A 12,654-nucleotide genomic window follows, 5' to 3' on the forward strand; every position below is an offset into this window, starting at 1 on the left:
GGGAGAATGACGCCGATGTGACAACGCTCGATGCTGTGCGTGAAAGTCACGCACAGCATCGAGCGAAGCGGGTCAGGCGTGATGGATGTCGCGATCCTTGGTTTCAGGCATGAAGAAGATCCCGAGAATCGCCGTCATCACCGCGATGACAATCGGGTACCACAAGCCGTAGTAGATATCCCCCGTGGCCGCAACCATCGCAAACGCCACGGTCGGCAGGAACCCGCCAAACCAGCCGTTGCCGATGTGGTACGGCAGCGACATCGAGGTGTAGCGGATGCGCGCCGGGAACAGCTCCACCAGCCATGCCGCAATCGGGCCGTAGACCATGGTCACGTAGATGACGAGGATGGTCAGCAGGAGCAGCACCATCGGGTAATTGGTCTTGGCCGGGTCGGCTTTTTCCGGGTAACCGGCTTCTTTCAGCGCGGCGCCGAGGCTGGCAGTGAACGCGTCGTTACGGGTCTTGAAGTCGGCGGCCGGCAGGGTCGTGCCTTCGAAGCTTTCGATGACCTTGTCGCCGATGCGCACCTGAGCCACGGTGCCCGGTTCCGCCACCACGTTTTCATACGGGATCGCCCGTTTGGCGAGGATGGTTTTCGCCAGGTCGCACGAGCTGGTGAATTTGGCCTTGCCCACCGGATCAAACTGGAACGAGCACTGGTCGGGGTTGGCGATCACTTTGACCGGGTTCTTCTCCTGGGCGACGAACACGTCGGGGTTACCGTACTGAGTCAGCGCATGGAAGATCGGGAAGTAGGTCACCGCCGCCAGAATGCACCCGGCCATGATGATGCCCTTGCGCCCGATGCGGTCGGACAGGCTGCCGAAGATCACGAAGAACGGCGTGCCGATCAGCAGCGAACCGGCGATCAAAAGATTGGCGGTCTGCGGGTCGATCTTCAGGGTTTGCAGCAGGAAAAACAGCGCGTAGAACTGCCCGGTGTACCAGACCACCGCTTGGCCTGCGGTGCCGCCGAGCAGGGCCATGATCACGATTTTCAGATTGTCCCAACGGGCGAAGGACTCGGTCAGCGGGGCTTTCGACGACTTGCCTTCTTCCTTCATTTTCTTGAACACCGGCGACTCGTTCAGTTGCAACCGGATGTACACCGAGACCGCCAGCAGCAGGATCGACAGCAGGAACGGAATCCGCCAGCCCCAGGCCTCGAACGCTTCGGTGCCCAGCGCAGTACGGCAGGCGAGGATCACCAGCAACGACATAAACAGGCCCAGGGTTGCGGTGGTCTGAATCCATGACGTGAAATAACCGCGTTTGCCCTTCGGCGCATGCTCGGCCACATACGTTGCCGCGCCGCCGTATTCACCGCCCAGCGCCAGGCCCTGCAGCAGGCGCAGGGTAATCAGAATGATCGGCGCCGCGACCCCGATGGTCGCGTAACCGGGCAGGAATCCGACAATCGCCGTCGATACACCCATGATCACGATCGTGATCAGAAACGTGTGCTTGCGCCCGATCATGTCACCCAGTCGCCCAAACACAATTGCCCCGAACGGGCGCACCGCAAAACCGGCGGCAAAGGCGAGCAGGGCGAAGATAAACGCCGTGGTCTCATTCACCCCGGCAAAGAAGTGCTTGGCGATGATCGCCGCCAGGGAGCCGTAGAGGTAGAAGTCGTACCACTCGAACACCGTGCCGAGCGACGACGCAAAGATGACCTTGCGCTCCTCCCGGCTGACGCTGTGGTGCGGGGCACTGCCTGTGGACATGCTGTCGAGTACTGCCATGGGTGTTCTCCGTCGTGCTTGTTTTTGTAGGCCGGAGCACTTCATCAACGTCGCGTACCCGAGGCCTGTGGCGGATGCCGGTTCAGGTATTTCGTGGAGCGTACACAGAATCACCGCCCCGCGCGGGAGGGCGGGGTTTCATTGAGCATAATTGGGATTGGGGGGATATCCAGTGGCGGGGATTGATCGACTGATGCAGGGGCGGCAGGGAGAGACCTGCCGCCAAGGGTTTTATTCCGTCGGCACAACGTTATCCAGTACCTGATTCACCGCCAGTTCCGCCAGCATCACGATTTGCGCGATGCCCTGCGCGGTTTTGCGGTGGGGGCCTTCGAGGAGATCGACGAAGTTGTTGAGCATGACGTTGGCTGAGCCCAGGGTTTCGACGGCGTCGGCGAGCAGGGATTCGTTGTTGCTGGCCGGGTTGGCCTGGTAGAGGCGGTTGGGGGAGTAGGGCGCGGCCATCATGTGGGCTGAGATCGGGCCGAGGTGGTAGTCGGGGGCGCGGTTGGCGGCTTCGTTGAATCTTTTGGAGTCAGGGCATTCGTAGGGGGAAGTTGGGTCGGTGATGCTGGCCGGTTCAGTGACCGGAGGATTTGGCGTTACTTTGAACATGGTGATGTGCCTCATTGAGGCTGCAACCGTCTCGCTGCTAAACGGAAGGGTGGCAGCTGTGCGCAAGTTAGCAGACCGGTCATCACCAAACCCGGCGCACCCGAAGGTGCCATGCGCACAGCCACCGCAAAACGCAGGCGAAAACCTGACAAGGTGAGATGTGCAACCGAGGTAGATGAGCCGGGCTGCTAAACCCGATCACTGCGAATCAGTGACCCGATCCAAGTTACCGGCCGACCCCAAGGCGCACAAGCCGGCGGATTCTGGCGTAGCGGTAGGCTCTGGCGCAAGGATTTGTAGGCATCCGGAAGCATTCCGACATGTCTTTAAACGGCGCGATCCAAACCTGTTTATCGATCATTGCCCAACGAGGAGAAGCCTGACGCTTTACGTCTCCAGGCCATTCGTCGCCAACCTCGCACTCATCACGCCAAAGCTCGCTCAAAAGGTCCATGACCAAAACCATCAGCACCGAAGACTTGCATATCAGCCTCCACCCTTTAAGCGAATCAGCCCTGTTCAAATGGCTGCTCGCCAGTTTCCTGATGGGCAAACGAATCCAGGCCGCGATTGCCGCCGAAGCCTATCGAGTGATAGTCGACCAACACCAGCGCGACACCCCGCGCAAACTGGGCCATTGCACCCATCGCGAACTGGTGCGGATGCTCGGCGAGGCGCATTACGTGCGTTACGACGAAACCACCGCCGAGCGCCTGCTCGCGCTGGCTGCCAAACTGAATGAAGAATATGCCGGTCGGATAATGAACATGGTCGAGGCGAGCGCCGACCGCCAGGACTTCGAAAAGCGTTTGCAAGCCTTCGACGGCATCGGCCCGAAAACCGTGGAAATCTTTATGCGCGAAGCGGGCAAGGTGCTGTTTTGAGTGCGTCGGCGATCTTCATCGGCTGCGCGGGTTGGAGCCTGCCCCGCGAATACTGGCCGTCATTCCCGGAGCAGGGCACCCACCTGCAACGCTATGCCGCACAACTCAATGGCGTGGAAATCAACAGTTCTTTCTACCGTCCGCACCAACGCCAAACCTACGCCCGATGGGCCGAATCGGTGCCGGACGGATTTCGCTTTTGCGTGAAAATGCCCAAGTTGATCAGCCATGAGCGGCGCCTGCGGGACTGTGAGCGTGAGCTCGACGCATTTCTTGAGCAGTGCTCGGGGCTGGGCGATCGCCTGGGTTGTCTGCTGCTGCAGTTGCCGCCGTCGCTGGCGTTCGACGAAGCGCTCGCTGAGGCCTTTTTCGTCGAGTTGCGCCAGCGTTATTCCGGGGCCGTGGTGTTGGAGCCGCGCCACGAATCCTGGGTCGCCGCTGAACTGCTGTTGATGGCGTATCGCATCGCGCAAGCGGTGGTTGATCCCTTGCGAATCAGCACCGATGCGGCTCCGTGCGGCTGGCCGGGCGTGCGCTACTGGCGGCTGCACGGTTCGCCACGGATTTATCACAGCCCCTACGACTCGGCGTATCTGAAAACGCTCGCCGGTGATTTGCGGGTGGCGGCTGTCGATGGCGTCGACACCTGGTGCATCTTCGACAACACCGCCAGCGGCGCGGCAATCGGCAATGCGCTGGAGCTGCGGCGGATACTGGCGCAAGGCTGACACTCGATGTCTGGTCTTCCAACCGGCGAGCGTGTCTGTAAACTGGCCGCCCGAAACGGCGCCCGATGGCGCCGTCCTCACTGCCAGCGAAGGACTTTCCCATGGCCAACCAAGACATCACCTACACCCCGGATCCGGATGCAGACTCGATCTCTTCGGACGTGACCGAATTCAACGGCATCCTGATGTCGACCCAGATTCCGACCCGTGCCGACGGCAGCCTGGAACTGGGCGACGTCACCGCGCAAAGCGAATGCACGTTGCAGGCGCTGAAAGTGGCGCTGGAAAAGGCCGGCAGCTCGATGGACCGCGTGCTGCACCTGACCATCTACCTGACCGACATGGCTGATCGCGCTGCGTTCAACGAGGTGTACAAGCGCTTCTTCGCCAAGCCTTGGCCGGTGCGTGCGGCGGTTGGCGTGGCGGCGCTGGCGGTTGAAGGGATGAAGGTGGAAGTCACCGCGATGGCCGCCAAGGCCTGACCCACGTAATGATCGTTCCCACGCAGAGCGTGGGAACGATCTGTGACGCCGGGCGTGGGAATGCCTCAACGGACGCTCCGCGTTCGGCTCTGGAAGGGACGCGGAGCGTCCCGGGCTGCATTCCCACGCGGAGCGTGGGAACGATCTGGCAGTGATCGCGGTAGTTGGCAGCTGCCACCCGGCAGCACAGGCGTGCCGCCCACGCGTTTCGCGGCTACAATGCGCGCCTCGACCGTGACAGCCTGACTAAAAAAACATATGTCCTTGCCCAAACATCACCTGGAACTGCTCAGCCCCGCCCGTGACGTGGCCATCGCCCGCGAGGCCATCCTGCATGGCGCCGACGCGGTGTACATCGGCGGCCCGAGCTTCGGTGCGCGCCATAACGCGTGCAACGAGGTGAGCGAAATTGCCGAACTGGTGGAATTTGCCCGTCGCTATCACGCGCGCATCTTCACCACCATCAACACCATCCTGCACGACAACGAACTGGAGCCGGCGCGCAAGCTGATCCATCAGTTGTACGACGCCGGCGTCGATGCGCTGATCGTCCAGGACCTGGGCGTGATGGAGCTGGACATTCCACCCATCGAGCTGCACGCCAGCACCCAGACCGACATCCGCACCCTTGAGCGGGCCAAGTTCCTCGATCAGGCCGGTTTCTCGCAACTGGTTCTGGCCCGTGAACTGAACCTCAAGGAAATCCGCGCGATCGCCGATGAAACCGATGCCGCCATCGAGTTCTTCATCCACGGCGCGTTGTGCGTGGCGTTTTCCGGTCAGTGCAACATTTCCCACGCGCAGACCGGGCGCAGTGCCAACCGGGGCGACTGCTCCCAGGCCTGCCGTCTGCCGTACACCCTCAAAGACGAAAAGGGTGGCGTGATCGCCTACGAAAAACACCTGCTGTCGATGAAGGACAACAACCAGAGCGCCAACATCCGCGCGCTGGTCGAGGCTGGTGTGCGTTCGTTCAAGATCGAAGGTCGCTACAAGGACATGGGCTATGTGAAGAACATCACCGCCTATTACCGCCAGCGCCTGGACGACGTGCTCAACGACCGTCCGGACCTGGCCCGCGCTTCCAGCGGCCGCACCGCGCATTTCTTCATGCCGGACCCGGAAAAGACCTTCCACCGTGGCAGCACCGACTACTTCGTCAGCGAGCGCAAGATCGACATCGGCGCGTTCGATTCGCCGACCTTCACCGGTCTGGCGGTGGGCACAGTCGAGAAAGTCGGCAAGCGTGACATGCAAGTGATCACCCACGAGCCGCTGTCGAACGGCGACGGCCTCAATGTGCTGGTCAAGCGCGAAGTGGTCGGTTTCCGCGCCAACATCGCCGAAGCCAAGGGCGAGTTCGAGGAAGAGGGCGAGAAGCGCTACCGCTACCGCGTCGAGCCGAACGAAATGCCGGAAGGCCTGTACAAGCTGCGCCCGAACCATCCGCTGAACCGCAACCTCGACCACAACTGGCAGCAGGCATTGCTCAAGACTTCCGCCGAGCGTCGTATCGGCGTGAGCTGGCTGGCGAAGCTGCGTGAAGAGCGTCTGGAACTGACCGTGACCAGCGAAGAGGGCATCAGTGCCAGCGTCGCGCTGGAAGGCCCGTTCGGCGTCGCCAACAAACCGGAACAGGCGCTGGACACCTTGCACGACCTGCTCGGCCAACTCGGCACCACCGAGTACCACGCGACCTCGATCAAACTGGATGCGCCGCAAGCGTTCTTCATCCCGAACTCGCAGCTCAAGTCGTTGCGCCGTGAAGTGATCGAAGCGCTGACCGCCGCCCGTGTTGCCGCCCACCCGCGCGGTTCGCGCAAGGCCGAGACCACGCCACCGCCGGTTTACCCGGAAGCGCATCTGTCGTTCCTGGCCAACGTCTACAACCAGAAGGCCCGCGACTTCTACCACCGTCACGGCGTGAAGCTGATCGACGCCGCGTACGAGGCCCACGAAGAGGCGGGCGAAGTGCCGGTGATGATCACCAAGCACTGCCTGCGGTTCTCCTTCAACCTGTGCCCGAAACAGGCCAAAGGCGTGACCGGCGTGAAAACCAAAGTCGCGCCGATGCAGCTGATTCACGGCGATGAAGTGCTGACCCTGAAGTTCGACTGCAAACCGTGCGAGATGCACGTGATCGGCAAGATGAAGGGCCACATCCTGAATCTGCCGCAGCCGGGCAGTGTGGTGGGGCATATCAGCCCTGAGGATCTGATGAAGACGATCCCGCGCGCGCCGCACTGATTAGCAGGCAATAAAAAACCGGTGACGAAAGTCACCGGTTTTTTTATGCCCGCCAGAAACTCAGCTGGCTTCGTAGCGCGATCCTGTTTGCGGCGCCGCTTCGCCGCTCAACGCATCGACCATCGGCGGATGGTCCTGTGCTGCCTGACGCAAATCCTCGGTCACCCGCAGCTCGGCGCCGGTGGGCGAGAACGTGGCTGCCGCCGCAAACGGGGCCGGGTTGGCCGGCACCGGACGCTTGCCGCGACGCCAGAAGAAGAACGTCACCATGGCCAGGTTGACCAGCGCGAAGGCCCAGAACAGGCCGGTTTCGCCATGGGCGTTCATCGCCGGGGAGATCAGCAGCGGGCTCATCGCCGAGCCCAGCGAATTGATCAGCAGCATGCCCTGAATCATCGGCACCAACGTTTCGACCGGCGCACGGTCGGCCGCATGGCTGACCGCCACCGGGTACAGCGCGAACACGCCGCCACCCAACAGGAACAGCATCGCCGCGAGCATGGCCGAGGACAGCGGCACCAGCACAATCACCAGCGACAGCACGGTGCACGCGGCGCACAGCACGGTCAGCACTTGCAGGCGATCCTTGCGGTCGGACCAGCGCCCGACCGGGTATTGCAGCAGCATTGCGCCGAGGATCGTCCAGGCCATCATGCTGCCGACTTCGCCGACGTTCAGGCCAATGCGTTGCAGGTACAGCGGCAGCAGGGTGTAGATCGCCGCGATAGTCACGCCGGAGCCGAAGCAGCCGACCAGTCCGGTGGGCGATACGCCGAGCAGCGCCCGTGGCTTGAGCGGTTCGACCTGTTCCAGCAGCGGCGAAACGCGCGGCAGGATCACGATCGGCAGCACCGACAAGGTCGCGAGCATGCCGGCGACCATGAACGGCGCCGTGTCGCCCAGCCCGGTGATTTTCCCCAAAAACGCCTGACCCAGCACGCCGGCGCCATAGAGGACGATCATGTACAGCGCCAGCAGACGGCCGCGAATCTTCGCGTCACCGGCCAGCAGCAGCCAGCTCTCGATCACCAGAAACACGCCGACCGTGGCCCAGCCGTTGATCAGGCGCAGGACGACCCAGCCCCAGGTGTCATAAAACAGACCCTGCAGCAGGATGGTCGCGGCGATCAGCGAGGCGAAGCTGCTGTAGGCGCGGATGTGGCCAATGCGCAGGATCAGCCGGTCGTTGAAGATCGCGCCCAGGGTCAGGCCGATGAAATAGGCCGAGGACACGATGCCGATCATCGTCGCCGATTCGCCGGCCGCGCCCAGACGCAGGGTGGTCAAAGAAGACAGAAAGCCGTTGCCCAGGGCAACAATGAATAGCCCGAGCAGGGGCGCCAGCGCCATGGCCAGCAAACGCGGTGTCATAAAAACTCAAGTGATCGAACAGCGGAACGTGCGCCTCTGCGCATGCGAGTGCCAAGCCGAAGTGTGTTGAAGACAAACGACCGCCGAACGGGCAGGACGATTGAGCCTGGCGCACTTCGTGAAAGTGGCCGGCTGTTCAAACCTGAGGGTTGTCATGGCTGCGGGCAGGCGCCGTTCGGGCGACTGCAAGAGGAGGCGCGATTTTAAGCCTTGTGTGGCGTTTGCCAAGGTGCCGGGCCTGCGACGTTGGGACGCAGGCTCGCCCGTTTCAGCACTGATCGCACTGACGTGCTTGCGTCGTTCGCGAGTAATTTGCTGCGGCGCCGGTTAGCATGGCGGCATAACAACGAACGATGGACCCCACCTTGATCGAACGACGCCAATTCAGCGGTGGCATGAAGGGCAAGAACCTTCGCTACCTGAACGAGCCCGCCAGCGGGCCGGGACGCATGACCCGCACCGGGTTTGTGCTGCTGGAGCATTTTTCCCTGCCGGCCTTCACCCAGGCGCTGGACACCCTTGTCACCGCCAATCTGCTGCGCCCCGGTCTGTTTTCCACGCGAACTTTCGGCCTCAGCGACGGCGAAGTGATCAGCGATCTGGGGCTGGTGATCCGCCCGGACGCGCGTCTGGAAACCAGCGTGTTGCAGGAGCTGGATCTGCTGGTGATCTGCGGCGGTTACCGCACGGAATTGAAGGCGAGCGATGAGCTCATCAATCTGCTGAAGATGGCCGCCGAGGCCGGCGTGATACTGGCCGGGTTGTGGAACGGCGCGTGGTTCCTGGGCCGGGCAGGGGTGCTGGAAGGCTATCGCTGTGCGATTCACCCGGAGCATCGACCGGCGCTGGCGGAGATTTCCAAGGCGACCCAGGTCAGCAGCGAACCCTATGTGATTGACCGCGACCGTTTGACGGCGTCGAGTCCGTCCGGCGCGTTCCACATGGCGCTGGACTGGATCAAGGGCCTGCACGACAAGGCGCTGGTCGAAGGCATCGAAGACATTCTGGCGTTCGAGGAATCCCGTTACCGGCGGATCAAACCGACCGAGAACCTCTGCGTCAGCGCGCCGCTGCGTGAAGTGGTGAAGCTGATGGACGCCAATCTGGAGGAACCGCTAGAGCTGGAGCAACTGGCGGTGTATGCCGGCCGCTCCCGGCGTCAACTGGAGCGGCTGTTCAAGGAACAACTGGGCACCACGCCGCAGCGTTATTACATGGAGCTGCGCATCACCGAGGCCCGGCGCCTGCTGCAACACACCGAGCTGTCGCAGGTGGACGTGCTGGTGGCCTGCGGATTCGTTTCGCCGAGTCATTTCAGCAAGTGCTACAGCGCCTATTTCGGTTATCGCCCGTCCAAGGAAAAACGGCTCGTCAAATGACGAGCCGTTTGGCGTGCTGCTTCAGAGGTGATCGGCGTCGATGATCGCCTGAGCGAAGGCTTTCGGGTCTTCCTGCGGCAGGTTGTGACCGATGCCGCCGTTGATCAGGCGGAACTGGTATTTGCCGGTGAAGCGTTTGGCGTAGTCCTCGGGCGCCGGGTGCGGCGCGCCGTTGGCATCGCCTTCCAGGGTGATGGTTGGCACGCTGATCGACGGCGCGGTGGCGAGTTTCTGTTCCAGTGCCTCGTACTGGCTTTCACCTTGCACCAGGCCCAGACGCCAGCGGTAGTTGAACACGGTGATCGCGACGTGATCCGGGTTCTGCAACGCCTTGGCGCTGCGGTCGAAGGTGGCGTCGTCGAAGGCCCATTTCGGTGACGCCAGTTGCCAGATCAGCTTGGCGAAATCATGGGTGTTCTTGGTGTAACCCGCCTCACCACGGTCAGTGGCGAAGTAGAACTGATACCACCATTGCAGTTCGGCCTTGGGCGGCAGCGGGTTCTTGCCGGCAGCCTGATTGCCGATCAGGTAACCGCTGACCGACACCAGCGCCTTGACCCGCTCCGGCCACAGCGCCGAAACGATGTCCGCCGAACGCGCGCCCCAGTCGTAGCCGCCGAGCACGGCTTGCTTGATCTTCAGCGCATCCATGAAATCGATCACGTCACTGGCCAGCGCCGCCGGCTGACCGTTGCGCACGGTCTTGTCGGACAGGAAATGCGTGTCGCCATAACCCCGCGCATACGGCATCAGCACCCGATAACCCTTGGCCGCCAGCAGCGGCGCGACGTCGTCGTAGCTGTGAATGTCGTACGGCCAGCCGTGCAGCAGAATCACCACCGGGCCATTGGCCGGGCCGGTTTCGGCGTAGGCCACGTCCAGCAGGCCAGCCTTCACGTGTTTCAGCGGGCCGAAGGGCAGATCGGCCTTGACGCTGGCGGCTTCGGTCTTGATCGGCTCCGGTGCTGAAGTTTGCGCTTGAGCGAAGGCGCCGAACTGCAACAGCGCGGTGGCGAGCATCGACAAGCCCAACAGGCGACGACGGTTTTTCCCGGTGGTGACGGTGGCGTGTGGTGCGTGCTTCATGGCAAGTCTCCTTGGTAATCGTTGAGGGCCGGGCGTTGGCTGAACCCTTCGAATCTGGAGCCCATTAAAGACTGGCCACGTATCTGCGCTGTTTCCGTTTCCGCTGGCTGATGCGCGGGGATGTATCCGGGAGGCGTTCGTACACACTGCGATACAAACCTGCGGCCAACAAAAAGCCCCGAATGTTCGGGGCTCTTGCTTGTCTTGGGCTTCAGGCCTGAGTGACGTGCTTGGGCCCGGCCAGCGCCCAGGCGATCAGCCCGAACAGCGGCACAAACACGATCAATACGATCCAGACGCCTTTGTTGCTGGCTTTTCCTTCACTCTTGCGCACCCGGTTGATCGCCCACAATTCGATGAGCAAAAGCACGACGGCCAGTACGATCCACGTGGTTTCAATTTGCATGAGCTACCTCCTGATGGTCTTTGGCTTAGGCGGGCCGTGACACTCAGGGTTCATTAAATTTGCTGAATGGCCTGCCTGGCTCACGTGCACAAATGTTCTAAACCCATCGGCAAAGTCGCGGTAACGTAGACGTCCTTGACGAACAACCACTGCCTTCGGAGCCTTGCGTGGACAAACGCAACTGGATCGACTTGTCTCAGGATGCCGACACCGGGATCGAGTCGATTCGTGCCCATTTCCAGGGCCATGCCTACGATCCGCACTGGCATGACAGCTTTCTGGTGGGCGTCACCGAGCAGGGCGTGCAGCAGTTTCATTGCCGACGCGTGCGCCATCTGAGTACGCCGGGCAAGATTTTCATGCTGGAACCGGGTGAGATCCACGACGGGCACGCGCCCACGGAGGAGGGCTTCACCTATTCCATGCTCTACCTCGACCCGCACTGGCTGGAGCGCGAATTGCGCGTGCTGTTCGAGCATGCGCCGGACAACAGCCAACTCGGGTTCACCGATACCCTGAGTCAGGATTCACGCCTGTCCACGGCCATCAATCAGGCCTTCAACGCCCTGCATCAAGGCGACTTGCGCATCGTGCGCCAGACCGCCATCGACACCTTGCTCGGTGCGCTGACGTCCCACCTCGACTGGCGCAAGCGCCAGCCGTTCGATCCGCGCCTGCCATGGGTGGCCCAGGTGGCGCGGGATTATCTGCATGCGCACGCCTTCGAGGACATCGGGCTGGACGATTTGGCCCAGGCCTGCGGGGTTGATCGCTTTCGTCTGACCCGTGCGTTCAAGGCTGCTTTCGGCCTTGCGCCACACGCCTACCTGATTCAGTTGCGCCTGGCCCGCGCCCGGCAGTTACTGGCGCGCGGCGAAACACCCGCCACCGTCGCCAGCGCCCTCGGCTTCGCCGATCAGAGCCATCTCGGGCGCTGGTTCCGCCGTGCCTATCACCTGACGCCGGCGGATTACCGCAAGCGCTGCTCAAACCTTCCAGACTGAACCCCGTACAACCGCGACCATGACTTCCTGTTTTGATTCGGGAGTCCTGTCATGGAATCGTTGCTGCCTTTTCTGCTGTTTTCCTTCGTCGCCTCGATCACCCCGGGGCCGACCAATATTCTGGTGATGAGCCACAGTTCGCGACGTGGCCTGACGGCAACAGTGCCGATCATCTTCGGTGCGTGTGTGTCGGCGGCGCTGGTGGTGTTGGTGGTCGGCCTCGGCGTGGGAGAAACCTTGCTGCGCTATCCCCGCGTGCAGCAGGCGATGGCCTGGGCTGGCGTGCTTTGGCTGAGCTGGCTGGCGTGGCAGATCTTTCGCAGCACGCCGCCGTCGCTGGACTCGGCAACAGCGGCTGATGACGGCTTCAACGTGTTCGGCGCCGTCGGCCTGCAATTGATTAATCCCAAGGTGTGGATGATGGCCGTGGCGGTGGTGAGCGTGTTTGGCGGCAACGGCGACGACAGCGCGCGGATGCTGCTGTTGTCGGCGGTTTTTCTAATGGTCTGCCTGCCGTGCATGACGGCGTGGGCGCTGCTGGGCGTGGGCAGTGCTCGGTTTTTTGGCGAGCCACTGGCATTGCGGCGCATGAATGCCGGGCTGGCGTTTTTGTTGTTGCTGTCGGCTTGGTTGACGGTGTTGGTCTAGGCATCGCGGTTGGTCACATAAATTTGAAATCCCCGCCGTTGCCCCCCAGAATCGC

General features: G+C 62.1%; 12 protein-coding genes. 7 read left to right on the forward strand and 5 right to left on the reverse strand.

What is annotated here, in order from left to right; all coding sequences use genetic code 11:
- Nucleotides 1-72: 72 nt before the first annotated feature.
- Together EIY71_RS17595 and EIY71_RS17600 are read right to left on the reverse strand one after the other, a co-directional pair.
- Nucleotides 73-1,749 carry an MFS transporter gene (locus tag EIY71_RS17595; RefSeq protein ID WP_134022520.1) on the reverse strand — a complete coding sequence of 559 codons (1,677 nt, stop codon included), beginning with the start codon at nucleotides 1,747-1,749 and terminating at the stop codon, nucleotides 73-75.
- A 231-nt stretch (nucleotides 1,750-1,980) separates the two neighbouring features.
- Nucleotides 1,981-2,364: a DUF6124 family protein gene (locus EIY71_RS17600; protein WP_134022522.1), complete on the reverse strand. Its 384-nt coding sequence runs from the start codon at nucleotides 2,362-2,364 to the stop codon at nucleotides 1,981-1,983.
- A gap of 452 nt (nucleotides 2,365-2,816) precedes the next feature.
- Between EIY71_RS17600 and EIY71_RS17605 the strand changes: the two genes are divergently transcribed.
- The 4 genes from EIY71_RS17605 to EIY71_RS17620 all read left to right on the forward strand — a co-directional run bounded on the left by EIY71_RS17605 (nucleotide 2,817) and on the right by EIY71_RS17620 (nucleotide 6,705).
- Nucleotides 2,817-3,248: a DNA methylase gene (locus EIY71_RS17605; protein WP_134022524.1), complete on the forward strand. Its 432-nt coding sequence runs from the start codon at nucleotides 2,817-2,819 to the stop codon at nucleotides 3,246-3,248.
- Nucleotides 3,245-3,976, forward strand: a complete 732-nt coding sequence (locus EIY71_RS17610) for a DUF72 domain-containing protein (protein ID WP_134022526.1) — start codon at nucleotides 3,245-3,247, stop codon at nucleotides 3,974-3,976. Before EIY71_RS17605 ends, EIY71_RS17610 begins: the two co-directional genes overlap by 4 nt.
- Before the next feature lie 101 nt (nucleotides 3,977-4,077).
- Nucleotides 4,078-4,458 (forward strand): RidA family protein, encoded by a 381-nt coding sequence (locus EIY71_RS17615; RefSeq protein ID WP_065261325.1) that lies wholly within the window; start codon nucleotides 4,078-4,080, stop codon nucleotides 4,456-4,458.
- 258 nt (nucleotides 4,459-4,716) lie between these two features.
- Nucleotides 4,717-6,705, forward strand: a complete 1,989-nt coding sequence (locus tag EIY71_RS17620; RefSeq protein WP_007955412.1) for a U32 family peptidase — start codon at nucleotides 4,717-4,719, stop codon at nucleotides 6,703-6,705.
- A gap of 60 nt (nucleotides 6,706-6,765) precedes the next feature.
- On the opposite strand, the gene EIY71_RS17625 is transcribed toward EIY71_RS17620, so the two are convergent.
- A complete protein-coding gene (locus EIY71_RS17625) occupies nucleotides 6,766-8,076 on the reverse strand; it encodes an MFS transporter (RefSeq protein ID WP_129972612.1) in 1,311 nt (436 codons plus the stop codon).
- Between the two features lie 353 nt (nucleotides 8,077-8,429).
- Between EIY71_RS17625 and EIY71_RS17630 the strand changes: the two genes are divergently transcribed.
- A complete protein-coding gene (locus tag EIY71_RS17630; RefSeq protein ID WP_134022528.1) occupies nucleotides 8,430-9,455 on the forward strand; it encodes a GlxA family transcriptional regulator in 1,026 nt (341 codons plus the stop codon).
- A gap of 21 nt (nucleotides 9,456-9,476) precedes the next feature.
- Here the strand turns inward: EIY71_RS17630 and EIY71_RS17635 are convergent, their stop codons facing one another.
- Nucleotides 9,477-10,541: an alpha/beta fold hydrolase gene (locus tag EIY71_RS17635; protein ID WP_134022530.1), complete on the reverse strand. Its 1,065-nt coding sequence runs from the start codon at nucleotides 10,539-10,541 to the stop codon at nucleotides 9,477-9,479.
- A gap of 211 nt (nucleotides 10,542-10,752) precedes the next feature.
- Nucleotides 10,753-10,947 (reverse strand): PLDc N-terminal domain-containing protein, encoded by a 195-nt coding sequence (locus tag EIY71_RS17640; protein ID WP_041475233.1) that lies wholly within the window; start codon nucleotides 10,945-10,947, stop codon nucleotides 10,753-10,755.
- Nucleotides 10,948-11,114: 167 nt separating this feature from the next.
- Between EIY71_RS17640 and EIY71_RS17645 the strand changes: the two genes are divergently transcribed.
- Both EIY71_RS17645 and EIY71_RS17650 read left to right on the forward strand, forming a co-directional pair.
- Nucleotides 11,115-11,951 carry an AraC family transcriptional regulator gene (locus EIY71_RS17645; protein WP_134022532.1) on the forward strand — a complete coding sequence of 279 codons (837 nt, stop codon included), beginning with the start codon at nucleotides 11,115-11,117 and terminating at the stop codon, nucleotides 11,949-11,951.
- A gap of 51 nt (nucleotides 11,952-12,002) precedes the next feature.
- Nucleotides 12,003-12,599: a LysE family translocator gene (locus EIY71_RS17650; RefSeq protein ID WP_085747449.1), complete on the forward strand. Its 597-nt coding sequence runs from the start codon at nucleotides 12,003-12,005 to the stop codon at nucleotides 12,597-12,599.
- The last annotated feature ends 55 nt before the right edge of the window (nucleotides 12,600-12,654 follow it).

This window comes from Pseudomonas sp. CH235 (assembly GCF_004368175.1).
Classification (GTDB): domain Bacteria; phylum Pseudomonadota; class Gammaproteobacteria; order Pseudomonadales; family Pseudomonadaceae; genus Aquipseudomonas; species Aquipseudomonas paraglycinae.